The organism is Sphingomonas sp. Ell38C01, from assembly GCF_055231975.1.
Genome location: NZ_JBUYVA010000001.1, coordinates 3,352,606 through 3,377,206 on the forward strand (window position 1 = coordinate 3,352,606; position 24,601 = coordinate 3,377,206).

The following is a 24,601-nucleotide window of genomic DNA, read 5'->3' on the forward strand; positions in this document are numbered from 1 at the left end:
CTCCTCACGAAGGCGGACTCTAGCTCAAACTGGCAGAGTTTCAGGGGAGCACGTCACAACATATGGAGCCCGTACTCCCGATACTCCAGCATCTTCCCTTCGGCACCTTTCCGCATTGGGGTATGGCGCGGACCACGGCCAGGTCCGCCGAACCAATGCAATGGCATGTGCATCGATGAATGGCCGATGCTAGATCACGGGAGAGCTTCCGAAGGGACCACTTCCGCTGTCACTGCGCTTTTCCGACAAGGGCCCCAGCTTCCCGGGGGAGCTGATCGACGCTCTCCTGGCTGGCGACGTGGTGTTCCTGTGCGGAACCGGCATCAGCGCACCGCAGTTGCCGACCTTCCAACAGCTCGTCGACCGGGTGGCGCTCGCCCTGGACGTGCCACTCGATCCATCGGAACAGGCCGCCTACGACGACAGGCGTTACGAGGAGGTGCTGGGTTCGCTCGCGCGCCGCCTCGCCAGCCGTACGGCCATGGTCGAGGAGGCGGGCCGCCAACTCGCCGTTCCCGCCGAACCGCGGCTCGATCAGCACCGGACGGTACTGCGCCTCTCGCGCGACATGGAAAACCGCGTGCTCGTCGTGACCACCAATTTCGATACCCTGCTCGAGCGGGCGCTCGCCGTCGTCGATCCCATGGCCGACGTCTCAGGCGGCAGCTTCGCCGGCCAGGCCCTCCCTGCCCCGGGTGGCGGCGACTTCGCCGGCATCATCCACATCCACGGCCGCCTCCACGACGCGACGCTTGCCCTCGATGACACGCCGCTGGTGCTGACCAGCGCGGACTACGGCGACGCCTACATGCGGGCCGGCTGGGCCTCACGCTTCCTGTTCGACCTCGCCCGCAGCAAGACCATCGTGCTGCTGGGATACAGCGCGGGCGATGCGCCCGTCCGCTACTTCCTCAACGTCCTCGCCGCGGACCGTCATCGCTTCCCGGACCTGAACGCCGTCTACGCGTTCGATTTCTACGATGCCGACCCCGCGGAGGCGGAAAGCCGCTGGGGCACGGTGTCGGTCACGCCGATCCCCTACTGCCGCATCGATCCCGACACCGGCGAACCCGACCATTCGCCGCTCTGGGCCGATCTGACGCTCCTCGCCGATCTGGTGGAGCATCCGCGCGCGCGACGAGAGGAGCGGCTGAGGGCGATCCTCTCGCAGCCGGCGTCCGCACTCACCAGTCGGATGGATGCCGAACTCCGTTGGCTGATCTCCGGTCGTAGCGACCTGTGGCCCACCGTCATCGACACGCTGGTGGACCCGGAGTGGTTTTCCGTGCTGCAGGAGAGCAGTCTATGGTCTCCGGGCGACGCGTACTGGGTGATCGCCGCATGGGTGGCGAAGCAACCTCAGGACGCGGCCAGGTTCGAGGTGGCCGTGGAGTGGGCGAACCGCCTCGGACATTTGTTCACGACACGCCTGCTGCAACGGCTGCAACAGGCCGGCCCGCTCGACCAGGTCTGGTAGAAGGTCTGGCGGCAATTCGGATATGCCCGGCCGAAGGACGTGGATGACTTCGAAGAGCGTGCCTTCACCGTGAGGCGAAGGCTCGAATCAGGGTTCGTGCTGGAGGAGGACCTACAACGCGCGATGAGGCTGCTCACCCCAGCCGTTCGGTTGCGGAAGCGGTTTGCCGGGCTGTTCGGCGACGGGGGACATGAGAAGGCCGCGCCCCCGCAACGGCTCGCCGACCTCGCCTGGGTCGATTACGGCGGCGGCGATAGCCATGGTGCAAGCGAAGTGCTCGCGGCGATGGATTCGGTCCAGGCGCTGGCCCCGCGCATCCTCCAGGCCGCGAGCGCAGCCCTGCGCGCAGCCGCCTGGCAGGCGACGGACCTCTACCTGATCGCGGGCGATGCGGATGCCTTCGAGAGCTCGGTACCCTCGATCGAGGAGCACGGTCAGAACGAGCATCACGATGGTCCGGTATTCCTGGTCCGCGCGATCGTCCAAGCCTTCGGAAAGGTCGCCGCGACCGATCGACCGCTCGCCCGGGGAATGCTCGCCGCATGGATGGACATCCCCGGCCGGCTGGGCGTGCGCCTCTCGCTCCATGCACTCCGGAACGCCGACGCCTTCGACGCGGACGAGGCGATGCGGTTCCTGCTCGACGCCTCCGACGGCGATTTCTGGCTGATCCGCCGGGAGGTCGCGATGCTTCTGGCAGACCGATCGGGCGAGGCGGATCCATCGCTCGTCGGTGCCATCGAGACGCGGATCATCGATACGGGCAGTACCTACTTCAGCCGCTACGACATCGTGGCGGACCAGCCCGACTGGCGACCCTTCGCGCGCGACAACGAGGTCTGGCTGCGCCTGGAGCTGATGTCCAAGGCGGGGGCGCTGAGCGCTGTCGGCGCAAAGGAACTTGCGCACATCAGAAGCCGCCGCGAGCATCTCGCGCGCGCCGTCGAGGACCGGGACTTCTTCACGTCCTACACCAGCGGCGTCCAGATGGTCTCGGGCGACGTCGCCCCCATCGCGGAGGCAGCGCCGGATGACCGGCTCCGGGTCGTGCGGATCCAAGAACTCAGCCCGGACATCGAGCAGCGACATAGCTGGAGCGCATACTGCCGGACGGATCCACGCGGCGCGTTCGATACCCTGCTCTCGGCCGATCTGACCCCAGCCAATCTCCAACTCTGGGCCACATTCATCTCCGCCCTCAGCTTCGGGGACGAGAACAGCAAGGCGGCGCGCGGCGACATCGCCGAAGAAGCCGTGTTGCATCTGGCGACACTGCCCGCGCAGCAGCTCGCGCCCGTCATGGACAAGCTGGTCGACCTGTTCATGGTCGGCCCGCGCATCCGGTTCCCGGACCGCGAGGACTGGTACGACCGACTCTGGGCAGCCCTTGCGCAAGGTGGCGACGAGGTCGGTGCGGATATCGCCGATGGCTCGCTCAACCGTCCAGTGGGGCGTTTGACCCAAATCCTCGCCGAGGAACTGGAGGCTGCGGTGAAACAGGGCGCAGCCGGCGTCGAACTCGCGGATCGGCAGCGCGGACGGCTCGAAGAGATGGCCGAAGCCCAAACGCCCGTCGCCAAGTTCGCACGGGCGACGATGGTGAGGCAGCTCGCCTTCCTGCTGACGGCAGCTCCCGCCCTCGTGGTAAACCATCTCAAGCCCCGCCTCGCCGCGGGGCCGGAAGCGCGCGAGCTGCGCCAGCTGCTCGTCCGGCACACCCACATCTCGTCGCAGCTCACACGGCTCATGACGGACGAGATACTGACCGCGGTCGTCGAGGACCAACCCGACCGCAGGGTCGGCGAGAACATCGCCGCCGGCATACTTTGACCTGCGTTCGCCGAGCTGAGGGACGAGACCGAGCCACAATGGGGCATCACCGCCGCACAGGTCCGGCGGGCATTGCGCGATGGCCCCGCATCCCTTCGGCACGGGGCCATAGCCGTAGCGACACGGTGGATGATCGGCGATCCCGATGGCGCCGAGCAGGGATGGGCCAAGCTGGCGCAACCCTTCATGCGCGACCTATGGCCGAAGGAGGCGCGACTCGTGGATGAAGCGAACAGCGCCACCTTAGCCCGACTCGCGGTCGGCGCGGGTGCCGCCTTCCCCCAGGCGCTCGCGATGGTCCGAGATCATATCCGACCGCGCAGCAAAGGGCACGTCCACCTCCACGACATCGCGTCGAGCGCTGCCCCAACGAACCATCCCCGGCCGACGCTCGACCTGCTCTGGCTGATGTGCGGACCCAGCGGAGGCACGAGCCACGAGATGCCCGCGCTGCTGGAGAGGCTCATAGGGGCCGACGGGACGCTGGCCAGCGATCGCAGGCTGCAGTCGCTTGACCAGCGCGCCGTGCGCTTCTGATCGTGCGGGTGACCGCGCCTGGTCCATATCGTGGGCAACAGGTCGAAGCCGGTTCGGCGCGGGTCAAGCGGCCTCGAACCGGCATGTCTGCGATTGTCGCCACGACTGCATGCAGCGATGCCGACGGGGTGACGACCGCATATCTCAGAAGATGCGGTGGCTTGCCCCGTTCCGCCGGCCTCCGCGCCGGCGGAACGGGGTGGATGCGGGCTATCCCCACGATGGCTGACGTCCAGCGATCCGCCACACCGCGGGCGGCAAGCGACCGTGCCGGCCGACCGGCCAAGCTACGTCAGGCCATTCGCCTGTTCGGCCCGCCATTCGTCGAAGGTCGCGCGGGCGACGCTGGTCAGCATGTCCGCGAAGGCATCCGGGTTCGCGGCGTAGAGCGCATGGCGCATCTCCGTGAAGGCGTTGAACCTCGCGCCCTTCTCCTCTTCCAGGAACCAGGACCTGTACTGGTGTACCAGGCCGATGGTCGTGCGCAGATAGTGATTGAACTTCCCGCGACTGATCCCGGGCTCCCGCTCGATCACGTCCGCAGTGAAGCCATCGAGCTTCCGCGGTTCGAGCTCGACCCCGGGGAAGAAGTGACGGGCGATGCGCAGCAGCCGGAACGCGTCGAGCGGGGCGGACTGCTTGCGCGCGAGATCGGCGTCGGAGGCTGACGCGACGCCTCCCGCCCCCTGCACGGCCTGGTCAAGCGCATCCCCGGACTCACTCTCGGGCTCGGGCTCGGGTTCCGGTTCCGCCGCCGCACGCTGGATCTCGATCTCGGTCTCGTCGCGGATCTGGCGGAACTCCCGGTCCGCCAGTTCGAACAGCGCAGCAAGCGTGTTGATACGGCGCTTCAGAGCAGCCGGTATCGACTTCTTGTACTTGATCCTGTGATCGAGCGTGCTCCAGGAATCCTGGACGACCGTGCGCATCTGGAGCTCGAACCTGTAAGGGGCGAACAGCGCGTAGTCCGGCATCGCGGAGCGTGCCTCGTTCAGCCGAAGGTCGAGATACAGGCCCTTGTAGCCGAACGCGTTCTCGGTGCCCTCGATCTCGGCGGTCTTGTCCGTCACGTCGATCACGTCGAAATGCTCGCGGATCAGTTCTCCGATCGGCTCGATCTCGTCCTCGTAGAGACAGACGAGCCGCAAGCCGATCAAGTCGGTGACGTGGTCCCCGATCTCGCAGGGAACGCCACGTGCCTCCAGATCGCCCTGATACTTGCGCATGAACTTCTTTATCGATTCCTCGCGATCCTTGATGCGCCCCGTGGTGGCGGCCACATCTAGCCCCGCGTGCGCCAGGAGCGACCTGATCAACGTCAGGAACGCCTCCATCGCCTGATCCAGGCGCTGGGAATTGTCGTTGTAGTAGTCGCGAAAGACGGCCTTCTCGGCCTCGAAGTCCAATGACGGCATCTTCAACCCCCTGCCCGCATCAAGCCCCGAGATACGGCCGACGCAAGCGATTATCGCGGCGGAGCAGGAGGTAGACCACCGTCAGTGCGGCCAGCGGCAGGTGAAGACGCGTTCGGACGGAGCGAGCGGCCCCCGCGTCCTCCAGGCCGTGCAGATGCGCACTCGCCTTGGCCTCGATGGCCCCCGGCTATCACGGACGGGCGGTGGGAAAGGTTGCCGGACGGCATGACGCCGCGGCCGCTGCAGACCCTAGGGGCCGCCACTGCGGCAATTCCAATGAAATTCGGAGTGAAGATCTTGGAGTAGGGGAAAAATGCCCTTTCGAGATCCTCGACAGCACCAGCACGCGCCATGGCGCCTTGAGGAACGACAGACATGACCATCGCATTCGACCAGCACTCGATCAACGACATGACCGTCGCGATCAATCGCGAGATGAGCCCTCACGGCGCACGGCGCCCCGCGCAGGGGGACACGCTGTTCATGGGCGGTGGGCGTCCGTCCTCCCAAGACGAGGACGCCCTCGCCATCTTCGGCCTCCGCAAAAACTGGAAGATCATCTTCCCGTCATTCGACACCGCCAACGCGACCGATGGTCCGACCGGGTTCCACGCCGTCGTCACCGACGGCGTCACGGAGTCGATCATCATGACGAACGGGCGTTTGTGGAAGCGGGACCGCTCCGCGCCCGCCGTCCTGCTCTTCCCGGACGTCCGGGCGATCGTCCGGATCAACGCGAAGGGGCGGCTGAACGTGAGCGAGATGCGCGACCGCTACCACGATCACGGCTACGACCTCGCGCTCGAGGCAGTTCGCGCGCGCGCCGCGCGCAAGCCGGGCACCGGTCCCGTCGTGTCGCCGATAGGCAACCTGATGACGGTACTCGACATGCGAGCGATGGCCGACATGTTCGCGGCAGCCTGACCGGAATGCCCGGCGGCCCCGCGCCGCCGGGCATTCCCATGACCCACAGCCCGCTCGACTACCAACTCTCGATCTCGTTCGCCCTGGTTCTCCGCGCTAGGCTGGCCCCAAAATTTCGAGGGTTACGGCGCGCACCCGCCGCTCGATCGCCTCATCCTACCGAAGGACGTCGGCGATAAACGACCGAGACGTCATCGCCGACTCGCCCATCGAACGCAGTCTGCGCCGCGCGCATCGCGGGCTGGTTCGCCATCGCCCATTGCCCCAGCGCCTCGACCGGGCCGCGCAGCGAATGGCCGAGCGTGGTCAGTTCGTATTCGACGCGCGGCGGCACCGTCGGGAACACGGTGCGCGTCACCAGCCCGTCGCGCTCCAGCCCGCGCAGCGTTAGCGACAGCATGCGTTGCGAGATGCCCGCGACGCCGCGCCGCAATTCGCTGAACCGCCGCGGTCCGTCGCGCAGCAGCATCACGATCAGCACGCTCCACTTGTCGCCGATGCGGTTCAGCACCTCGCTGATCCCCGAACACGCGCCGGGGTGCTGCGGCACCTCATCGTCGGTCACAAGCATGTTACCGGGTATAGAAATTGTGCCGTCTTGCGGGATCGTCGGGGTCATTTATCTACTCCAGGTAACAAAACGATACCACGAAAGAACCGCCATGATCCAGCACCGTCCCCTGTCCGCCATGCCCGCGATCGATCATCGCGGCATCAAGTCGCATTTCCATTTCGTCCCCGCCGGTTCGGGCCTCGGCCCGGCCTCGTCGCTCGGCCCGCTGATCGCGTGGAACGACGACGAGGTCGCGCCGGTGTCGGGCTTCCCGACGCATCCGCATGCCAATGTCGATATCGTCACCTACGTCCGCGAAGGCGCGATCGTGCATGAGGACACGCTGGGCAACAAGGGCTCTGCCGGTCCCGGCGAGGTGCAGGCTATGAGCGCGGGCGCGGGCATCCAGCATTCGGAACGCAACGACGAAACCGTGCCGGTCAAGCTGTTCCAGTTGTGGTTCACCCCGCGCGCGCCCGGCGGGGCGCCGCGCTGGGGCATGACGAAGCTGCCCGCCGATGCGCAGGGCTTCGTCGCGCTGGCGGGCGGCGTCGCCGGCGACACCGATGCGGCACCGATCAACACCGACGCGCGCGTGCTGGCGGCGCGGCTGGCGGCGGGCGAGACGCTCGTCCACACGCTGCCCGCGACCGGCCGGGGCTATCTGGTCCCGACCGATGCCGGGATCACCGTCAACGGCGTCGCCATCGCCGCGCTCGACGGTGGCCTGATCGACGGCGAAACCGCGCTGACCATCACCGCCGACGCCGCGACCGATGTCGTGTTCGTCGAACTCGTCTGATCCATCCTTCGAGGGAATTCGACCCATGACCGACACCTTCACGCCCGTCGTCTTCGTCAAGCAGGACTGCCCGTTCTGCCTGAAACTGCGCATCTTCCTGCTGGAGGGCGGACTGCTCGACAGCGTCACCCTGCGCGAATTCGTCCCCGGCACGCCGGACGAAGCCGCGATCCGCGCCGAACTGGAGGGCAAGGTGGAGAAGATCACCTTCCCCACCGCCGAACTCGCGTCCGGCAACTATCTGTCTGACAGCGACGCGATCGTCGCGCGGCTGGCGACGGCGCATGGCGTCGATCCCGCGACGCTCCCGACCTACAACGTCTATCTCGATGGCCCGCTGAAGCGGATGCAGGCGCTGTACGTCGAGAACATGAACCTCAAGAAGCAGATCGCCTGACCATGGCGACGGCACCGACGAGACCCATCGCCCTGGTCACGGGCGCGCGTACCGGCGTGGGCCTGGAACTCACCCGGCGGTTGCTGGGCGAGGGCTGGGACGTGGCGACGCTGACGCGCGCGGCGCTGCCGCCGGAGCCGGCGCTGGCCGAGGCGGCCGCGCAAGGACGGCTGCGCCAGTACGAGGCGGACCTCGCCGATTTCGCCAGCCTACGCCGCGCGATCGCGGAGATCGTCGCGCAGGAACGCGCGATCGACCTGCTGTTCAACAACGCCGAGGTGAACCCGGCGACGTTCGAGCCGTCGCCGCAGGGGCGCGAGCTGTGCTACGAGGTGAACGCGGTCGTGCCCTATATCTTCGCGCAGGAAATGCGTCCGCTGCTCGCGCGCGGCACGCACCGGCGGATCGTCAACACCTCCTCCAACGCGCTGCTGATGGTCAAGCGGTTCGATCCCGAAACGCTGGGCTCCGGCAAGGATTTCCGGAAGCTGTTCGGTGCCTATGCAACGTCGAAGCTGGCCCTGTCGCTTTGGACGCAAGGCGTGGCTCGCGACTTCGCGGCACAGGGCATCTCGATCGTGTCGGTCGATCCCGGCCCGACGAAATCGCCGCTGACCGCGGGCGACGGGATGCCGTGGTGGCTGCGGCTGATCGCGAAGGTCGCGTTCAAGCCGCCAGCCGTCGCAGTCGCGAAGCTGCACGATGCCGCGTTCGACACCGGTGCCTATCCGACCGGCAGCTTCGTGCTGGATGGCAAGGTCAAGCCGCTGCCGTTCGCTACGCACGAAACCGCGGTGCGCGACCGCATCGAGCGCATCCATCGCTACGAATTCCTGCGCTAGCCACCGCGCAACCCATCATTCGAAAAAGGGGAATATCAATGCCTGCCACGAACGCCACGACCACCTCCGGCCCGATCAACATCATCCCCTGGATCCTGCAGATCCTGCTCGCGATCGGCTTCCTCGCCGCGGGCGGCGCCAAGCTGACGGGCGTGCCGATGATGGTCGATACCTTCGCCCAGATCGGCGTCGGCCAGTGGTTCCGCTACGTGACCGCCGCGGTCGAGATCGTCGGCGCGATCGGGCTGCTCCTGCCGCGCACGACCGCGCTGGCTGCGCTGATGCTGGCGGTGACGATGGTCGGCGCGACGATCGCGCATCTGGCCATCCTGCACACCACACCCGCACCCGCGCTGGTCCTGCTCGCGCTGTGCCTCACCGTCGCATGGCTGCGCCGCGCGTCGCTGCAGCACTTCCTGCGCTGACCCGAAGCGGACGGCGCGGCATACCGGCCGCGTCGTCCGCTTCGTCCGCGAACGTCACGCCGCGGTCGGCCGGCGTCCGACGGTGACGCGGATCCAACAGTCTCGATTTGCGCGGTGATGGCGTCGCCGGAGTACAGCGTGCAGAAGCCGGACGCATACCATACCACCAATCCTACCCAGCGTCCTCGGACTCCGTTGCGTGATCTGCCGATGGCGCCTGCGGCTGGGCTCCATCGCCAGCCAGTTCCCACTCGCCGCGGATCCACATCGTGTAGAGCTCGAACGGATCGTCGGGCTTCTGGACGGGGTCGGCGTAGGTCGCCGTCTCCACATACGGGATGCCGACCTTCAGCCGCTTGCCCGGGACCTCGCCGAACAGGTGGTCGTAGCAGGCGAGCAGCACCGCGATCGACAGCAGCTTGGACGAAAGCGGCGACACGAACGCCTTGCAGCCGCCCATCGCGCTGAGCGCGCGCCGGTAGCGGTCCATCGCCTGGAACACCTGCTTGTATGCCTCGAACGGATTGTACTCGCAGGCGAGGAGGATGTTTCGCGGCTCCACCTGGAAGGTGTCGAAGAGCAGCTCACGGTGCGCGTAGATGATCTCGTCGCCACGGCGCGGAGCGCGCGACGGGAACGGGACGACCGGGCAGATCTCGTCGGGCGTCAGGCTCTGATGGATGGTGTCGAGCCGGTCCCGCTGGTTCTCGCCGAGAACGGGAAACCAGACGTGCGGTAGCTCCTTCGAGGTCTGCGCCGTGAGCTCGCCGGAGAAGCCGCGCACGAACGACACCTGATCCCTCAGCGAGCCCTGGCCGGCGGCGATGTCCGCAAGGACGCTCTCGGCGGTCGCGACATGGAGATTGACGCAACGGTCCGCCGCCGCGGCATCGTCGAGCCACTTCAGCAGCACGGCCACGCTCGTCATGGCGACCATCCTCGGCATCGCGCTGATGTCGACGATCACGTCGTCGTAGACCGTAGGGTCTCCGGCGGCGCGAAGCTGCAGGTATGTGTTGCGCGAAGCCACCGGCGCGTCGAATGCTCCGCCGAGGTCGATGTCCACCTGACGAATGCGGTCCGCCGGGATCAGCGTCGCGAGGTCGGACGCGTTCTGGTCCGTCCTCGCGCGCCTGAGCGCGCTGTCCTCCTGACCGTTGTGGAACGACAGCAGCCAGACGTCGACGTCGGCCCCCAGGCCGCTCAACCGACGTGCCGTCTCGACTGCGCGGACGTCGAAGCCCTTGCCGAGGACGAGGAGGAGCCGCCGGTCACGCTGCGCCAGATGCCGCGTCCAGAAGGCATGGAACTCCGTGTCGCCGGTGAGCGAGTATGGGTCCCAGCGCATGACGGCCTCGGCGTCAGACAAGTTTCGGCTCCTCCTCCTTGGCGCCGTGCTCCTGCCAGACGATCAGATCCTTGATCTTCTTCTCGCGCCAGCCACCGTAGCCCAGCGGCAGACCGAAATGCACGCAGAGCAGACGGTTGAGGTAGAAGACGACGAACTTCTTGTTCTTGTTGCTGTGGTCCAGGCGGGGGACGAGCAGATTGTGCGCGACGAGCGTCGTGAGCACGTCCCGCAGTCCCCGCAGGTGCTTGATCTTGTCTTCCGGCGTGTCGATCAGCGTCTCGCGATCCTGCATGGTTATCGCGATCCCGGTGACGCCCGGCACGTAGGATGCGGTGTCGCGGAATGTCTGCGCCCGACAGAACGCGCCGATGCCCTCGAGCAGCGTCCGCGCGTCACGACCATTGGGCAGGCGGCGCGTCAGGTCGTTCCACCGCGCCTTCGCGACCTCCCGGATGATGCTGTCCTGCCGGTCGGCGGAAAGCGGCATCGGATTGTCACGCAGGAACTGGATCTTGGCCGAGATCTCCTCGAACAGCTCACCGCTCACCGCGAGGTACTGCTCCACGTTGAACGAGGAGACGTCGGCGATCGCCTCCCGCCCGAAGTAGATCGGCGCACCGGTCTCGGTACGGACGAAGTGCTCCGCGGCGCGCATCAGGCCGCTGCTGTTTCGCTTGTCGAGCTCCTCCGTCGAGAGGGACAGGAAATCGAACGCCTGCTGCTCGTTCCGGCGGTCCCGCGCGACCAGGATCTCCGTCGCCCGCCAGTGGACGGCACGCTCCACGGCGTTCCCCTTCTTCCGCTGCGCCGCATCCAGCCACAGGTCGTAGCGCGGGGTCTGGCTCCTGCTCGACCGCAACCGCTCCTCGATGGCGGAGGAGGCGTCCTCGAACTTCGACGCCCATGTGCCGAGGTCGTCCGTGTCCGAGATCAGGGAGAAAAGGTCGCGCTCGCCGAAATTGTCGGCCTTCGCGGCGCGCAGCTTCGCGATGTTCTCGACGAACTTGATGTAGCCGGCGCCGCGCTTGTCGCTCCAGCGCCGTTCGAGCTGGATCACGCCGCTGTAGTCGCGATCCTCGAGCGCCCCCTCCGACAGCAGATCCTTGTGCGTCAGCGTCTCGAGCCTCTCCGCGATCCAGACGCCGCAGGACGCGCGGGCGCCGGTCACCAGGTCGAGCAGCGATTGCCGCTGGCCCGACGACAGCGTCTGGAGCTCGTCGAAGAGGAGGAGCCGGATGACCTCGATCAGCCCGAGCTTGCCGATGATGCGCGAATTGGCGAACCACTTCAGGCCATCGAGCCTGGCGTGGCCACCCTTCACCGGCTCCGGCTCGCCGAGCACATCCATCCGCCCATAGAAGTCGGTCTCGATCTGCGACGCCCAGTCGAACAGCTCCTGCCCGGTCGCCGCCGCAGGGATGGTGCTGCCGGATTCCGGCTCCCACTCGAACCTGATCTGGTCGAGCTCGCGCGGGAACTGCCTGCCTTGCCGCTCGAGCACGGCGCGCAGCGTCGCGATGACGATGCGGGAGTTGACCAGCTCGCGGAACAGCGAGTTCCCCCGGTCGAACGCCGCCAGCTCTCGGAACTCCGCCGTGAACTCCACCATGGTCCCGAGCAGTTCGGGACCGTGCGCGCCGATCGCGCCCACGTCGCGCAAGGCCTCCTGCGTCGCCTTGACGGCCGAACTGCCGCTGGCAAGCGAGTTGGCGAGTGCGAGCGGCCGCGGGGTGAGCAGCCGCAGGAACGTCGTCTTCCCACCACCCGGCGCACTCCGCAGGAACGTGACGCTGCCCCAAGGATCGCGCACGTTCTGGAGCAGGTCGATCGCCCCGGCGCCGAACAGCCTGACGAACTCGTCGTCCGTCGTGGCGCGTTGCGACGCCCTTATGCGGAAAGGGTTCCTCACGGCTGCTGCAGCTTCCGATGCCGGCTGACGCGGGGGAAGAGGCCGCGGACCGTGTGCACGTCCTCGGCCCACAGGACGTAGACCGAGTTGTTCGGCGTGTTGTGGTTGAGAACGACCGGAAGGCGCCCGTTCGCATAGCCGTAGCGCTTCGTGGCGCCACCGGCCGCGTTGTTGTGCTCGTCGTCGGCCTCGGTATCGAAATACCGGTCGTCGTCCATGAGCGCGTAGAAGGCGGCGTCGCGCGTGCGGTCGAGCGGGACGTCGGGACCAAGCCTGCAGACGACCTCGAAGCGGGCCTCGCCCTTCTCGAACGGCAGCTTGGGCAGCAGGTCCTGTATGTGGTCAATCGCCTGATCGCTGGCGATGTAGGCGACGATGGTGACCTTCACGCCGTCCACCACGCATGCGCCGAGGGCCGCGGGGTCGGCCAGGGCCTTCAGGATGTTCGGTATCTTGCCGTCCCAGCCGTCGGTGGGATCGAACCGGATGGCGCTCGTCCCGCTGGCCGTGAAGTCGTCGATCAGCACGACGCTCTCGAACAGGGCCTCGTCGCCGGTGGGCGGCGCGCCGGTCAGCTTGGCGAGGTCCTTCTTGAGCTTGCCGAGCATGTTGGCCGTCTTCACCTGCGAGACGTCGTAGGCGTGGAAGACCTGCTCGTTGGAGATCGACGGGTTCGCCCGCCGGAACCAGTCCGTCCGCGCACCGTCGCTCATCCCGAGATACAGCGTGCGACGATGCAGCGTCTGGTATTCCGGCGCGTCGATGACGGCCTTGATCCGGTCCGCCGGAATGCCGCTGCGCTGGCTCGCCGTCCTGATCAACTGCGGCCGGACGATGGTCGGGAAGGTCAGCTCGACCAGATGGTTGATCTCGGCGGCGTTGAAGAAGATCAGCCGGCCGCAGACGAAGTCGTACGCGGTCCGGCGTTCGTCGCCGGCGTCGAATTGCGCCAGCCAGAGCGCCAGGCTCTCGATGAAACGCCGGCCGGGCGAGAACTGCTGGTATTCGTCGTACTTGTAGCTCGCAAGCGTCTCGAGCCGGGCACGCTCCCGCGCCTTGTCCTTGTCGCTCCAGTCCATGATCTTGGCCAAGAGCGTCTCGGCCAATTCCTTCTTCACGCAGCGCTCCCGGTCCCGGCCAATTCTTCTCGGGCGACCGGTTCCTCCCACTTACGCAATACACAGCGGCCCGGCGATTGCACCAGGATTCAGCTAAGCCATCTCGTTGCCCACCGGCAAAACATCCGGAATGGCAGCTTTCCCCCGCTTGGGGGGCCGGACGCTCGCGACGGCGTCGATCACGGCGACCAGACGGTCGGCGCCCTGCGGCGTCTCGTCCCAGGCCCGGCGCATCGACGCCTCGAGCTTCGCCCACGCCGCACGCTTCCTGACCTGGACCGGAGTCGGATCGGTCGCGTCGTCGGTGTGTGGATCGACGCCGAGGACATTGCAGATTCGCAAGACGTTGCCGCTCACGGTCCGGAACCCGCCGTCGAGTATTCGCGAGGTCTGCCCGGGGTCCACACTCGCAAGTGCGGCGATCTCCGCATTGGAAAGGGCCGACTTCCCACGCCTGCGCCTGATCCTCCGGACCAACTTTTCCCTTTCCTCGCGACTCGGTTTCATGCATATTAACATGCAGATTTGATGCTAATATGCAATAGGAGCTTGCCAGTGGCCACAGACGAGATCCGCTTCTACCGGGCGAGCGAGAAACCCTTCGGCGCGTTCAGCAACCTCCTGCGGCGGCCGGTCGAGTTCGAGGGCGGCACGTTCGCGACGAGCGAGCACGCCTATCAGGCCGGGAAGGCCCGGAAGCCGGAAGTCAGGGACTGGGTTCTGTCGGCGCCATCGCCGGCGCTCGTCGCGATGGCCGCACACGGCCTCTACTACTGGGACATCGCCCCCGGCTGGTCGCGGACGAAGTTCGACCGCATGCGGGGCGTCCTGCGCGCGAAGTTCACGCAGCACGAGGACCTGCGGGAACTGCTGCTTTCCACCGGCGACGCGCGGCTCGTGGAGAGCGCGACGGTCGACAACGAGGTCAACCGCCTATGGGGCGAGGTGAACGGCACCGGCCGCAACATGCTCGGCCAATTGCTGATGGAACTGCGTTCGGAACTGCGTGACGAGGCGAGCGGACTGTCCCGTCGCGCCGCCTGATCGGCGTCAGGCGTCCTCGAGGATCCGTCTGGCGTGCTGGGCCCCGCGCTCGCGGAAGATCCCGCGGGCACCGATGAAGGCGCAGTTGGCCGCGGCCAGGCGCTGCCCCGAACGGACGCCGGCGAGGACCGTGGAGAGCGTCAGGTAGGCCGCACCACGGACGCCATGGTGGATAATCGCGTCGAGCAGGCCTAGCGTCACCATGTCGCCGGAACCGCACGTGTCCCGCACGGTCTCCGCGTCTAGCGCCTCGCAGCGATGGACCTTGCCCCCGTGCCTCACCTCGAGGCCCGACCGACCCGCCGTGACGATGCTGAACGCCTCAGGCCTGAGCGCATCGGCGACGCCCGGATCCAGGCGGTCCACGGAATACTTGAAGATGTGCGCGATCGAGATCGCCCGCCGGAACTGGTCCGGGTCGCTGATCCCAGAAGGCTCGAAGTGAACGATTGCGCCGCCCTCGGCCGCCGCCTCCATCGCGTCGCAGATCGCGTTGGATACCCGGTCGGCGTAGAACACGCCGCACGCCTCGACCATCGACCTCGCGGGCTCGAACTCACTGTGCGTGATCGGCTCGTATGAACCGAACCGCTCGGACGACCGCGGACAGGTGAAGGAGAAGCTGTGGTCGCTCGAGGCCAGGTCCAGCAGCTCCACGATCACCGGTGAACGCACGTCCGCCCTGCGGCTGACGAGCCGGGTGTCGGCGCCGGCCGCGCGCAGGTCCCGTTCGAGCCGGCCACCGACCACGTCGCGGCCGAGACGCAACACGGGCGTGACGGACCGACCGAGCATCGCCAGCGAGATCATGACGTTGCCGCACGATCCGCCAAGCTCCTCGAAGAGGGGCTCCGCCGCCCCGACGTGTATCAGGTCGAGCGCGACGAGCCCGGTCCCGACCACCCTGTCGCGATGCGAAGCCGACGTGTTCATTCGTTCGCTCCTCCGTGATCGGACCCCAGGGAATCGGTGTCGAGGCGAGCATGCCCGTTTTCGACGGTCAGCGCGCGCAGAATCCTCAGCAACGCGTCCGGACCCGATGGCGACCGCCCGAACGCCGACCAGCTACCACCCAGATGACCGCACACGCCGTCGACGCTGACGCTCGGTGGCCGGCCGAGCAGTTCGCAGTCGTTGCCGCCCGGCTCGCCGCTGTCGCCGATGGCGAGAACATCCAGGCCATTTCCGAGCGCGCCCCTCATGGTGTCCGTCACCGTCGTCTTGGTCGTCCGGGCCGGCACCAGGTCGAAGCTGTGGTGCGAACTCAGCGCCTTGATCCGTCCATCGACCATCGCCGGGAAACCGCCGATCGCCGACAGGAACGTCGCGGGGTCCACCACATCGCCATGCGCCATCGTGATCTGGACCCTGCCCCGCTTAAGGGTCACCCCTGTCCGCAGCAGTCCCCGCCCCTCGATGAAGTCCGCCAGTGCGGAGAGGTCGGGATCCGCCGGCGGCTGGTCCCTCTCGATGTCCACGTCGAGCGTTCTGACGTGACCGCCATTGTAGTAGCCGACCGTGACCGACCTGTGCAGGCGGGCGGGCAGCGCCTCCCTCAGCGCCGTCCCGGCGGATCCGCCTCGCCCTGTGGCGAACCCCAGCCCGATCCCGGCGTCGACGAGCCGCGCCAGCTCGGCGATCACCTCGTCCGCCGGTGGGTCGAGCCGCGCCTCGGTGGTGACGACGGTCCCGTCGTAATCGAGCAGGATCCCGCCGATCCGCGCCTTCGACAGACCCTCGATCCAGCCCTCGCGGGCGGAGCATGCGGCGATCGCCGGGCAGTCCGGATCGTCGTGCAGCTGGACGGCCTCGAGCTTGTGCCGAACCGTGGGTCCGAGCCGGCGGGCGAGGTCGGCGAGGCCCGTGTCGCCGTAGATCGCTCCCGCGAACTCGCCGCGGCCCGGCCTGCCCGGATCGATGCCCGCGATGTCGCCGAGCGCCCGGACGATCGCGAGCCCCTCGGCGATCGAACTCGCCGTCCTGAACCGGCCGGCATGCCCCAGGTCAGTCTCGTGGAACCGGATCGTCGCCGGGAGCGCCGACCGGATGGCCGACCAGATGTCGCGCGACGTGGCCGTGGTCAGCGCTATCACGAACATGCTGTCCGGATGTCGTGCCGCCCACACGTGGCGGCCATGGGCGAAGTTGCGGAAGTCGGCGCGCTGCACCGGCGCGATCGCGGTTTCCCACAGCGAGGTCTCGATCAGCGTCGCGAGCGTACGGCACTGCGGATCGTGCAAGACGACGACCGTATCGCCGGGTCTGAAGTCCAGCATCGACAAGGCGCCATCACGGGCGATGCGCGCGAACTCAGCCGCAAGCCGCTCCACGATCAGGCCGGGAGCCGTCCCCCCCGTCACGGCGGCAGCTGCGGCGAGAGTCGCGGTTCCCATCGCGACGAGCGAATGCGTGGCGAGGAACCCGTCCTTGCGCTCGGTGACCGGTACGACGACGACGGATGCCCGCGGATTCGCCGCAGCCGACCTCGCGGAAGCGCCGTCGGCGTTTACGGTCATCAGCGTGATGCTGGCGGCGGACGACCCGAGGGCGCCCATGAGTGCAGCGGCCGTGTCGGGGTTGTCGGCGCCGGCGCTGAAGATCCAGACGTCCGTGCCATCGAGCTCGCCCTGCGAAAGGACGGCCTCCATCGGGGTCTGGACCGTCGTCACGCCCAGCCCGAGCGTCGAGCGACATCGGGCGAAGTGCTCCGCCACGATCGCGGACCCGCCGGACCCGATCGCGACAGCCCGGCGTCCGGCGCCGTCGCGCAGAGCAGCCGCGACATCGTCCACCGGTCCCGCGCCGCCGGCGCGCACCGTGTCGACCAGTGTCGAGAGCTTTTCGGCGAAGATCGTCATCCAGCCCATCCTAACAGCAAATTTCTTACGATCGATCACCGCATCGGGGCCACGCCGCGATCCTCGACCGGCTGAACCGTGCGCAGGACCCCGAACCATGGATATGTTCCGTATATGTTCTAATGTCGGTTGTCGACATGCCACGATTGGGTTTAAAGCGACGACGGCACGAGGTGGCGATTCGACCGGTTGAGGCGCCCAGTCGCGCCGGCAGGTTGCCGCGACGTTTGGTAAGAATGTCTGTGGCGGCAGTGGTCCACGCGGCAGCACGGCGCGCCAGCCATCGTAGTAGCGACAATCTTCGCTGTCTGCGAATCGAGCGTGCCGATCGTCAGTGCGATGACCTCGTCTTGCCAAGCGTGCGTAGCCACCAGCATCGTCTTAGCCGAGTAGGTCTGACCGAAATTCAGCATGCAGCTGCGGATCAACGACCTGACCACCCGTTCGAATTCCGCATCGTCGAGCACAACCGAGTCGGACTTTCCGCCCACGGTAGACCGTGAAGCCAAGAAGGCCGCCCACCATGCGGCCGCACCCGCTCAGCCGCCGCCGCTGCACCAGTCCTCATGCGTCGAGACGTCGGGAAACCCCAGGGCCTTGGCGTAGCGCTCGCTGGTCAACGATGGGAACGGCGTCCCCAACTCGGTGACCTTCACCGAGACCAGCGATGGCGTCGGACGCTCCTCGCGCTCGAAGCGCGACAGTGTCGCCGGACTCACGCCCGCCTGCCAGGCGACGGCCTCAAGCGACAGCCCAAGTTCGCGACGACGGCGTCTCGAGCCGGCCCCCAGCGACGACGAACCGATCGGCGCCCACTCCTCCCACGTCGGCACGAGCGTCCCAGGCGCCAGATCAAGTGCCGCCTCCAGTCGGAACACCGTGTCCGCCTCGGGTAGCCTGGATCCCGCTTCAAGCCGCACGACGGTCTCCCTGCGAATGCCGGCACGAGCCGCCAGCATCGCCTGCGACCAGCCACAGGCCCTGCGCTCGGCGGCGAGCGCCCGGCCAACCGTATTCCGGACCGACGAGGTTGGAAATCTCGGAGGAGGGGAAAATGAGATGTGACTTCCTTTCAGCGGTGTCCACCGCCGCCGCTATAACCACGCCATGATCGCAAGCAATCCGCAATTCGGCAGACGTCCGGCCACCGGACCGACCGGCGCGCCGTCATGAGCAGCCTCACCGATCTCGATCGCCGACTGTCCCGTCGGATCGAAGCGGGCCGGGGCATACAGTTGTCCGCCGATGACCTCGACCTCCTCGTCAACACGGGAGCCGTCCAGGTCTTCCGGGAGGCGGTCGCCAAGCACCAGAGGGAAATATGCCTGCAACGAAGCGAGGAAAGCCGCTCTACCACCGCGGCGGCTATCAGCTCGTCCGCCGCCCAGGGCGCGAACAGCTCCAGATCATATGGTACGACCAGGACCGAGGACGCGAACGAAGCGCTAGCGCGGGCACAAGCGATCCTGAAGCCGGACGTGCTGCGCTCGATCGCCTCTACCTAGAACGGACGGGTGGCGAGCACTTCTGTCCGACCTGCGGACAGAGGCGCCAGACAGGCGGCGTGCTCCTCAGCAGCGCCATCGCGGACTACCTCACCCTCTCGACGGGAAAATCCTCGATCGATTCGATCCGGGCCCGTCTCGCGCACGTGATCCACTATCTCGTCGCCAGCAGCCAGCCGACGATCAAGTGCGAAGCCATCGACGAGGCGTGGATCGAACGCTTCCGGAAGTGGTTCGCCAAGGTCCCCATCGTCTCGCCCACCGGCAGGACGAGAGAGCGAACGCTGTCCACCATCGAGAACTCCGTCCTGCAGATGGCAGCCGCGATCAAAGCCTGCGGCGGCGGCATCGAACCCGGTTTCCGTCCGATCCAGCCGAAGGAGGTAAACCGTACGCCGCAGCACCGCTCCGACCTCGCCGAACTGGCATCGATGTTCCGTTACTGCCTTCATCCTGAGGCAGGCAGGCAGCCGGCGGATCGGGCGCGACGCGACCGGGCAGGATTGCTCGCGTTCCTGCGCATCAGCGTCTGCACGCTGGCGCGGCCCGACGCCGCGCACGACGTGTCGACCTCGCCCGACCGTCGTCAATGGAACCCGAGCATGCGCGTCATCGCGCTCAATCCCGAAGGCCGCCGGCAGACGCGGAAGTACCGCGCCGTCGTGCCGGTCCCCGAATGCTTCGCCGCGCTGATGGACGCGACGACCGGCTTCTTCGTACCCGCGATCAGCGTGAAGTCGGCCTGGGAGAGCATGGCGGATGCCCTCGACCTTCCTCGCGACGGGGAATCGGGCATGAAGCTGATCCGGCGATCCATGGCCCATCTCCTGCGCCAGCGACTCGTCGAGGAAGCCTGGGGAGAGATCGAGATCTACCTCGGGCACGACCGCTTCGACGACGTGTCGGACCTGTACGCGCCGTTCCGACCGACATATCTGCGGCGGGCACTCGCGGTGGTCGATCAGGTCATGGGGGAAATCGAGGCGCTCGTCCCCGGAGCGTTCCAGGTCCCCGAACGCGCTACCGACGACGAGGGCGACGACCGGAACGTGGCCGACGACCTCTAGATCGTCGAGGTCCCGCGAAAGCACCACGCCCGGGCCGCTGGCGTGAACCTTCCCGCCGAAGCATCCGACCTTACCGGCGCACTGCGCGGATCTGCCTCTCCCGGCCCGCGATGACGGTGATGATCGCCACCTACGTGATCGGTGCCTGCCAACCAACTTCGGATAGTCCCTTTTCCAGCGCCCGAGCCACAAGACCCCGATCGGCCCCGACCGGCATGGATTGGGCGGCGTGAAGTCGTCGGGTGTGGACCCAGGGGCCCTCACCACCCGAAACCGTTCCGCCTGGGACCATTCCATGCGCACCGCGATCATCGAGATCAGCACGCCGATGATGGCCGCGGCCAACGTCTCGCTCCCGACCGAGCGCACGCTGCTGGGGGCGGCTGTCGGCACTGGCGCTCCCCGTCGCGACGATCGGCGATGACGATCCCTCGATGCTGCTGATCGGCGAGGCGATCACGATCCTTCCGGTTCCGAACGGCCCGACGTCAGCCGGGCGCGCGCAGCATCGTGGCATGGCCGACGTGCATCCCTTCGTGGCGGGGAAAGCCGTCTGATCCGTGTCGGATCCAGCTGCCGCAGCGCCCCGCCTCAGGGTAGCGGGTCGTGGACGACATGCGGGTGGTAATGCCCGACGATGCAATCGCCGGGCAGGTCGGTCGCGATGCTCAATGCCGTACCCGCGTATGGACTGCCCGAGTGGCTCTTCCGGCCGGGCAGCAACTCGGAGAACGCGTGCTCGACCATCATCCCCGCAAATTCGCGCAACGTACGCTCGCGCATCAAGCTCATCGGGATGTCGCAGACGAGCACCGTTGGACGTCCGATCGACTTGAGCGCGCGCTTAGCACTCCACCGGTCTATCACCCGGATACCCAGGCAGAAGAGATATTCGCTGCCATAGAAAAGATAGTGTCCGCAGCCGCCGATCCGGGTGACAAGGCTGCGCTCGTCGGCACAGAAATACAGGACACCCTCGCGACCACCCTCCAGTGACCTCGCATCGACCTCGGCGATAGCTGCGGCGAGTCGATCCTCGGTCGCGCCGGCGAAGCTGCCGCCAAGGAATATCGCGCGTGCCCTCTCCTCCATCTCGCCTGCGCGCAGGATCCGCAGGCCGTGCTCGTAGAACTGGCCAACGTCGTCGGGTGCGCGTCCCGTGCGCAGCGCGGAAGGCCCGGTATTCGCCGGAAAGCAGGACGGCCACCATCTCCCTCATGTCGACGACTGAACCGGTGACGCGCAGGACGATCTCGTCGAGCCAACCGAGATCGTCGGAAACCACGTATTCCGGGGGCTTGCGGACGAACTTGGCCTTCACGTCTTCGGTGACGACATCCTGGATCAGCCGCCAGAAGCGGTCCCGCCAGAGATGGACCAGGGGAAAGGAGAGCACGTCGTCCGGAGGCGGTGGTCGGGAGGCCGGACCCTCGGCGATCTCGCGGTCCTCATGGCCGGAGCGAATGGAGCCGGCGTGCGGGCAGGACGACCATCGGTAGCTCATGCATATTTCATAACAGCCGATATGAACTCGATGAAGCGAAGTCTCGATAAGCCCGAAGATGGCGATCGGAAGTCCGCTGACGCTTCACCTACAGTGCTAGGGACTCGCACCGCTTCCGATGAGAGCGTTGCCAGGTCTCGTACATCTATCAGAACGGCTAGCTCCGGCCCCCTCACGCCCGAGGGAGCGGTCATCAACTTGTCCAAGCCACTCACCATCTCGATGGGGCCAGACGGTCCCATGGCAGACGACGGTAAGGGCGCCGAAGCGGCGTGACGACCGAGCATGAAGATCCTCCCCGATGCGCCGCGTCACTTCAGCGGACTGATGGCCGGATCGGGATCGCCGAACTCGATCTCAATCCAGTCATCGTCGTCGTCCTCGCCCGTCTTCAGGACCGTGACCGTCTTCGGGAGACGCCCGGCTTGGAGATTTCGCAGGACCGCCGCCTCGAAGATGTTCGGGCGGCGGTCCTTGGCTGGCCGTATGCCGACGTACTTCGCACCGTCGTCCTGTATCGTGCGAAGCCCGGCGAGTATCTCCGTGAACTCCCTGGACCCGATGCGGAGCTTGCCGCCATCCATTCCGTATCCTCCATGATGACCCAGGTCGTAGTCGTCTTCCCTTGCCCGGAGTGCCGCGTTCACGGGCATCAGGTCCGGTTGTGGCAGATCCGCGAGCGCGGCCCGGAAGAGCGCCTCGATCGGTGCGGCAGCGGCTGCGTCCCGCATCACCAGCAGCGGTTCCACCGACCGTCCCGGCGGCCCTATGCGAGCGAATTGCCAGGGTTCCTCGCTGATCGTCAGCAGGAGCACGAAGTCAACCGACCTGCATTGCCGCAGGAGTTCCGTGGCGACATCGCCAGGTCCGATGTCGCCCCGCGTGCGTGGCAGGCTGCTCAGCAGCGCGCAGTCCCCGTTCCCCACTATGATGCCCGTCATGCCGGGGGCGCCCTGGAGCTGATCCGCCTTCTTGCGCAGCGCGTTCCAGAGCGGGTTCTTCGTGAGGCTGGCAGGCACATCGTACGCGGTGTAGCCGCCAGAGCTGTAATGCCCGCGCGCCGGATCGATGGACAGAGCGATCGAGACGTCATCGTCCTCGATGGCGACGCGGAAGACCGTCTCACCCGCATCCATCTGCTCTCTCAGCCGCGGCACGATCTCGTCGCGGACGAACTCGCGGATGCGCTTGCGCGGGGGTAGACGGAGGCTGCGCCGCTCGCCTCCCTTCACCTTTTCAGTCCGACCGCCGACACGCAGGTCGACCCCGCCGATTGGCATCCCGAGCCTCGTCTTCGCGGCCTCGATCTCTTGGCTGAGCTCCTGGTAGGGGTTGGCGTCGTCCAACCCCTCGTCCGACACGCACGTTACATCGGCCGTGAACGCGATCGCTCCGTCGTCGAACCGAATGTCTGGACGCCGCCCGGAGGGAAGAGGCTCCTCGTTCTCGAGCTTGCCGCGCAGGGACAGCGCGTGGAGGACGACGACCTCCCACATCGCCGCCATGCGGTCGCGGCCCGCCCGGTTCAGGCGGGCGGCCAGATCGTCGACGGTGGCTGGCGCAAGCGTCGCGCGAAGCTGATCGAGGCGATGTTGGAGGGAGCGGCGGGAAAAGATCATGGGATGGATGGCCGCATCGAACGGCGTCCTATGCAGTTACTGATTGGACACATCGTGCCGTTGATGACCCGGACGACCCCGATGCTTCGGTGAGAACGTTCCACCGTTGGCGGCTGACCGATGATGACGGGCGATGATGACGGGCGATGATGACGGGCGATGATGACGGGCGATGATGACGGGCGATGATGACGGGCGATGATGACGGGCGATGATCCGTCACGCAATCCGTTGCAGCAAGCCGCATCTAAACCGTGCCGCCTGTCGTCGTGGCGTCGTATTCGCCAGAGTAGAGGCCGTCGAACGTGTGGAACAGCCGATCGTTTACCCGCTCGATCCAGTCCACCGTGCCCTTCAGGTTTTCATCATAGGCGTCGATCCGCTTGAGCCAGAGCCGGAAGGGCCGGATCGTGAACTTCACGATAGGCACGACGTACCTGATGTCGGCAGGATGGCTGTCGGTGAATGCGAGGAAGGTGCCGTCATCGTTACGCACCAGGCCCCAGTCCATCGACTCGTTCCAGGATCCATGGATGGATTCCGACATCATGCCGTAGGTCGCCGGATAGAGGTCGTCGCGCTCGATCTCGGCGAAGATGTCGCGGAAGGATCTCCCCTGAAGGCGCCACCTGTTGCGCTTCTGCTCGGCGAAGTCGTCCTGGGTCAGGCCTTCGAAAGCCATCTTCTCTTGCACTGCCGCGAGTAGGCGCTTCCCCGCCTTGGTGTCGAAGAACGGCGAGCCGCCCTCGAGTTCGCGCAGGATCCTCAACCGATCCTTGTAGGAGCACTTGCGATAGTCCTCGATCGCCGCGCGGCCTTTCAGCATAAGGTAGGCCGAGATCGTGCTCGCTTCGATGATCCCGCGTTCGAAGATCGCGATCACCTCCGCGTTGCCCTGCTCGTAATAGGCGACGCACTCCTTCAGGAGCTTCGATATCCGGACGAGCAGACCCAGGATCGGCGCATCATCAAGGTCGTAGCCTGACGGGTTACGGTCGACGTTGCGCATCCTGACGAGCACATCGTAGGTCGCGGAAACGTCCTGGAAGAACTGCAGCGAGAACGCGTGAAGGCCCTCGAGCGATCGAAAGTGCTCGGTGATGTAGGAGGGCTGATACTTGTCCGTGATTCGGATGAGTTCGATCATGGGACGGGTTAATCTCCCTTGTTCGCGCGAGCCAATGCTTCCAGCGGCCATGGGACGGGATCATCAACCATTGGCGACCGGCACAGACCAACCAATTCCCGGCTACGACGACCTGTGCCGACAAACCCATCTTGGCGACCACACCAGTATTGGTCGCGGCTGACCAGCTCTTCGTTGGCGATGCTGTCGATCCGGTCAATCGCCTTCCTTGGACCTGTCACCTCAAACCAGACTGACAGGTAGACCTGGACGCGATCAAAATGAGCGGATGCCAATG

At 66.5% G+C, this 24,601-nt stretch carries 26 protein-coding genes; 13 read left to right on the top strand and 13 right to left on the bottom strand.

What is annotated here, in order from left to right; all coding sequences use genetic code 11:
- Positions 1–298 precede the first annotated feature (298 nt).
- The 3 genes from ACV7NO_RS15885 (at position 299) to ACV7NO_RS15895 (ending at position 3,844) form a co-directional block, all read left to right on the top strand.
- Positions 299–1,477, top strand: a complete 1,179-nt coding sequence (locus ACV7NO_RS15885) for an SIR2 family protein (RefSeq protein WP_463406927.1) — start codon at positions 299–301, stop codon at positions 1,475–1,477.
- Positions 1,478–1,516: 39 nt separating this feature from the next.
- A complete protein-coding gene (locus ACV7NO_RS15890) occupies positions 1,517–3,307 on the top strand; it encodes a hypothetical protein (RefSeq protein WP_463406928.1) in 1,791 nt (596 codons plus the stop codon).
- Positions 3,308–3,436: 129 nt separating this feature from the next.
- A complete protein-coding gene (locus ACV7NO_RS15895; RefSeq protein WP_463406929.1) occupies positions 3,437–3,844 on the top strand; it encodes a hypothetical protein in 408 nt (135 codons plus the stop codon).
- Positions 3,845–4,131: 287 nt separating this feature from the next.
- On the opposite strand, the gene ACV7NO_RS15900 is transcribed toward ACV7NO_RS15895, so the two are convergent.
- Complete coding sequence (locus ACV7NO_RS15900; RefSeq protein WP_463407377.1) at positions 4,132–5,259, bottom strand: GTP pyrophosphokinase; 1,128 nt, start codon at positions 5,257–5,259, stop codon at positions 4,132–4,134.
- Positions 5,260–5,634: 375 nt separating this feature from the next.
- Here ACV7NO_RS15900 and ACV7NO_RS15905 point away from each other — a divergent pair, with 375 nt between their 5' ends.
- Entirely contained in the window at positions 5,635–6,183 is a 549-nt protein-coding gene (locus ACV7NO_RS15905) for a hypothetical protein (RefSeq protein ID WP_463406930.1), read from the top strand.
- Between the two features lie 151 nt (positions 6,184–6,334).
- Here ACV7NO_RS15905 and ACV7NO_RS15910 read toward each other — a convergent pair whose 3' ends face one another.
- A complete protein-coding gene (locus tag ACV7NO_RS15910) occupies positions 6,335–6,754 on the bottom strand; it encodes a winged helix-turn-helix transcriptional regulator (protein ID WP_463406931.1) in 420 nt (139 codons plus the stop codon).
- 91 nt (positions 6,755–6,845) lie between these two features.
- Between ACV7NO_RS15910 and ACV7NO_RS15915 the strand changes: the two genes are divergently transcribed.
- From ACV7NO_RS15915 to ACV7NO_RS15930, 4 genes are read left to right on the top strand one after another with little or no spacing between them, the layout of a single operon-like run.
- Positions 6,846–7,538, top strand: a complete 693-nt coding sequence (locus tag ACV7NO_RS15915) for a pirin family protein (RefSeq protein WP_463406932.1) — start codon at positions 6,846–6,848, stop codon at positions 7,536–7,538.
- A gap of 25 nt (positions 7,539–7,563) precedes the next feature.
- Positions 7,564–7,935, top strand: coding sequence for a glutathione S-transferase N-terminal domain-containing protein (locus ACV7NO_RS15920; RefSeq protein ID WP_463406933.1), 372 nt, complete (start codon positions 7,564–7,566; stop codon positions 7,933–7,935).
- Positions 7,936–7,937: 2 nt separating this feature from the next.
- A complete protein-coding gene (locus tag ACV7NO_RS15925; protein ID WP_463406934.1) occupies positions 7,938–8,777 on the top strand; it encodes an SDR family NAD(P)-dependent oxidoreductase in 840 nt (279 codons plus the stop codon).
- 38 nt (positions 8,778–8,815) lie between these two features.
- Positions 8,816–9,202 (top strand): DoxX family protein, encoded by a 387-nt coding sequence (locus ACV7NO_RS15930; protein ID WP_463406935.1) that lies wholly within the window; start codon positions 8,816–8,818, stop codon positions 9,200–9,202.
- Between the two features lie 172 nt (positions 9,203–9,374).
- Here ACV7NO_RS15930 and ACV7NO_RS15935 read toward each other — a convergent pair whose 3' ends face one another.
- From ACV7NO_RS15935 to ACV7NO_RS15950, 4 genes are all read right to left on the bottom strand, one after another.
- Positions 9,375–10,571, bottom strand: a complete 1,197-nt coding sequence (locus ACV7NO_RS15935) for a hypothetical protein (protein ID WP_463406936.1) — start codon at positions 10,569–10,571, stop codon at positions 9,375–9,377.
- Entirely contained in the window at positions 10,564–12,363 is a 1,800-nt protein-coding gene (locus ACV7NO_RS15940; protein ID WP_463406937.1) for an ORC-CDC6 family AAA ATPase, read from the bottom strand. The genes ACV7NO_RS15935 and ACV7NO_RS15940 overlap by 8 nt, the downstream gene beginning before the upstream one ends.
- 95 nt (positions 12,364–12,458) lie before the next feature.
- Positions 12,459–13,580 carry a phosphoribosyltransferase-like protein gene (locus ACV7NO_RS15945; RefSeq protein WP_463406938.1) on the bottom strand — a complete coding sequence of 374 codons (1,122 nt, stop codon included), beginning with the start codon at positions 13,578–13,580 and terminating at the stop codon, positions 12,459–12,461.
- A gap of 93 nt (positions 13,581–13,673) precedes the next feature.
- Positions 13,674–14,099: a helix-turn-helix domain-containing protein gene (locus ACV7NO_RS15950; RefSeq protein ID WP_463406939.1), complete on the bottom strand. Its 426-nt coding sequence runs from the start codon at positions 14,097–14,099 to the stop codon at positions 13,674–13,676.
- A gap of 36 nt (positions 14,100–14,135) precedes the next feature.
- Here ACV7NO_RS15950 and ACV7NO_RS15955 point away from each other — a divergent pair, with 36 nt between their 5' ends.
- Positions 14,136–14,624, top strand: coding sequence for an NADAR family protein (locus ACV7NO_RS15955; protein WP_463406940.1), 489 nt, complete (start codon positions 14,136–14,138; stop codon positions 14,622–14,624).
- 6 nt (positions 14,625–14,630) lie between these two features.
- Here ACV7NO_RS15955 and ACV7NO_RS15960 read toward each other — a convergent pair whose 3' ends face one another.
- The 4 genes from ACV7NO_RS15960 to ACV7NO_RS15975 all read right to left on the bottom strand — a co-directional run bounded on the left by ACV7NO_RS15960 (position 14,631) and on the right by ACV7NO_RS15975 (position 18,558).
- The gene (locus tag ACV7NO_RS15960) at positions 14,631–15,557 is read right to left on the bottom strand and encodes a PfkB family carbohydrate kinase (RefSeq protein WP_463406941.1); all 927 of its coding nucleotides are present in this window, start codon (positions 15,555–15,557) and stop codon (positions 14,631–14,633) included.
- Positions 15,554–17,482 carry a hypothetical protein gene (locus tag ACV7NO_RS15965; RefSeq protein ID WP_463406942.1) on the bottom strand — a complete coding sequence of 643 codons (1,929 nt, stop codon included), beginning with the start codon at positions 17,480–17,482 and terminating at the stop codon, positions 15,554–15,556. Before ACV7NO_RS15965 ends, ACV7NO_RS15960 begins: the two co-directional genes overlap by 4 nt.
- Positions 17,483–17,634: 152 nt before the next feature.
- The gene (locus tag ACV7NO_RS15970) at positions 17,635–17,973 is read right to left on the bottom strand and encodes an aldehyde dehydrogenase family protein (protein WP_463406943.1); all 339 of its coding nucleotides are present in this window, start codon (positions 17,971–17,973) and stop codon (positions 17,635–17,637) included.
- 48 nt (positions 17,974–18,021) lie between these two features.
- Positions 18,022–18,558, bottom strand: a complete 537-nt coding sequence (locus ACV7NO_RS15975; protein WP_463407378.1) for a helix-turn-helix domain-containing protein — start codon at positions 18,556–18,558, stop codon at positions 18,022–18,024.
- Positions 18,559–18,651: 93 nt separating this feature from the next.
- On the opposite strand from ACV7NO_RS15975, the gene ACV7NO_RS15980 reads away from it, so the two are divergent.
- From ACV7NO_RS15980 to ACV7NO_RS15995, 4 genes are all read left to right on the top strand, one after another.
- Positions 18,652–18,987: a hypothetical protein gene (locus ACV7NO_RS15980; RefSeq protein ID WP_463406944.1), complete on the top strand. Its 336-nt coding sequence runs from the start codon at positions 18,652–18,654 to the stop codon at positions 18,985–18,987.
- 59 nt (positions 18,988–19,046) lie between these two features.
- Entirely contained in the window at positions 19,047–20,054 is a 1,008-nt protein-coding gene (locus tag ACV7NO_RS15985) for a hypothetical protein (RefSeq protein ID WP_463406945.1), read from the top strand.
- 295 nt (positions 20,055–20,349) lie between these two features.
- Entirely contained in the window at positions 20,350–20,478 is a 129-nt protein-coding gene (locus tag ACV7NO_RS15990) for a hypothetical protein (protein ID WP_463406946.1), read from the top strand.
- 10 nt (positions 20,479–20,488) lie between these two features.
- The gene (locus tag ACV7NO_RS15995) at positions 20,489–20,611 is read left to right on the top strand and encodes a hypothetical protein (RefSeq protein WP_463406947.1); all 123 of its coding nucleotides are present in this window, start codon (positions 20,489–20,491) and stop codon (positions 20,609–20,611) included.
- A gap of 34 nt (positions 20,612–20,645) precedes the next feature.
- On the opposite strand, the gene ACV7NO_RS16000 is transcribed toward ACV7NO_RS15995, so the two are convergent.
- The 3 genes from ACV7NO_RS16000 to ACV7NO_RS16010 all read right to left on the bottom strand — a co-directional run bounded on the left by ACV7NO_RS16000 (position 20,646) and on the right by ACV7NO_RS16010 (position 24,324).
- Positions 20,646–21,146, bottom strand: coding sequence for a hypothetical protein (locus ACV7NO_RS16000; RefSeq protein WP_463406948.1), 501 nt, complete (start codon positions 21,144–21,146; stop codon positions 20,646–20,648).
- Positions 21,147–21,869: 723 nt separating this feature from the next.
- A complete protein-coding gene (locus ACV7NO_RS16005) occupies positions 21,870–23,177 on the bottom strand; it encodes a hypothetical protein (RefSeq protein WP_463406949.1) in 1,308 nt (435 codons plus the stop codon).
- A gap of 247 nt (positions 23,178–23,424) precedes the next feature.
- The gene (locus tag ACV7NO_RS16010; protein ID WP_463406950.1) at positions 23,425–24,324 is read right to left on the bottom strand and encodes a DUF5677 domain-containing protein; all 900 of its coding nucleotides are present in this window, start codon (positions 24,322–24,324) and stop codon (positions 23,425–23,427) included.
- Positions 24,325–24,601: the final 277 nt, after the last annotated feature.

Excerpts from the sequence above, each read along its gene's own strand:
- ACV7NO_RS15980 (WP_463406944.1), top strand. The coding sequence starts at position 18,652 with ATGAGCAGCCTCACCGATCTCGATCGCCGACTGTCCCGTCGGATCGAA.
- ACV7NO_RS15950 (WP_463406939.1), bottom strand. The coding sequence starts at position 14,099 with ATGTTAATATGCATGAAACCGAGTCGCGAGGAAAGGGAAAAGTTGGTC.
- ACV7NO_RS16010 (WP_463406950.1), bottom strand. The coding sequence starts at position 24,324 with ATGATCGAACTCATCCGAATCACGGACAAGTATCAGCCCTCCTACATC.
- ACV7NO_RS15895 (WP_463406929.1), top strand. The coding sequence starts at position 3,437 with ATGATCGGCGATCCCGATGGCGCCGAGCAGGGATGGGCCAAGCTGGCG.
- ACV7NO_RS15925 (WP_463406934.1), top strand. The coding sequence starts at position 7,938 with ATGGCGACGGCACCGACGAGACCCATCGCCCTGGTCACGGGCGCGCGT.
- ACV7NO_RS16005 (WP_463406949.1), bottom strand. The coding sequence starts at position 23,177 with ATGATCTTTTCCCGCCGCTCCCTCCAACATCGCCTCGATCAGCTTCGC.
- ACV7NO_RS15900 (WP_463407377.1), bottom strand. The coding sequence starts at position 5,259 with ATGCCGTCATTGGACTTCGAGGCCGAGAAGGCCGTCTTTCGCGACTAC.
- ACV7NO_RS16000 (WP_463406948.1), bottom strand. The coding sequence starts at position 21,146 with ATGGAGGAGAGGGCACGCGCGATATTCCTTGGCGGCAGCTTCGCCGGC.
- ACV7NO_RS15995 (WP_463406947.1), top strand. The coding sequence starts at position 20,489 with ATGCTGCTGATCGGCGAGGCGATCACGATCCTTCCGGTTCCGAACGGC.
- ACV7NO_RS15960 (WP_463406941.1), bottom strand. The coding sequence starts at position 15,557 with ATGAACACGTCGGCTTCGCATCGCGACAGGGTGGTCGGGACCGGGCTC.
- ACV7NO_RS15915 (WP_463406932.1), top strand. The coding sequence starts at position 6,846 with ATGATCCAGCACCGTCCCCTGTCCGCCATGCCCGCGATCGATCATCGC.
- ACV7NO_RS15920 (WP_463406933.1), top strand. The coding sequence starts at position 7,564 with ATGACCGACACCTTCACGCCCGTCGTCTTCGTCAAGCAGGACTGCCCG.
- ACV7NO_RS15930 (WP_463406935.1), top strand. The coding sequence starts at position 8,816 with ATGCCTGCCACGAACGCCACGACCACCTCCGGCCCGATCAACATCATC.
- ACV7NO_RS15910 (WP_463406931.1), bottom strand. The coding sequence starts at position 6,754 with ATGCTTGTGACCGACGATGAGGTGCCGCAGCACCCCGGCGCGTGTTCG.
- ACV7NO_RS15965 (WP_463406942.1), bottom strand. The coding sequence starts at position 17,482 with ATGACGATCTTCGCCGAAAAGCTCTCGACACTGGTCGACACGGTGCGC.
- ACV7NO_RS15990 (WP_463406946.1), top strand. The coding sequence starts at position 20,350 with ATGCGCACCGCGATCATCGAGATCAGCACGCCGATGATGGCCGCGGCC.
- ACV7NO_RS15905 (WP_463406930.1), top strand. The coding sequence starts at position 5,635 with ATGACCATCGCATTCGACCAGCACTCGATCAACGACATGACCGTCGCG.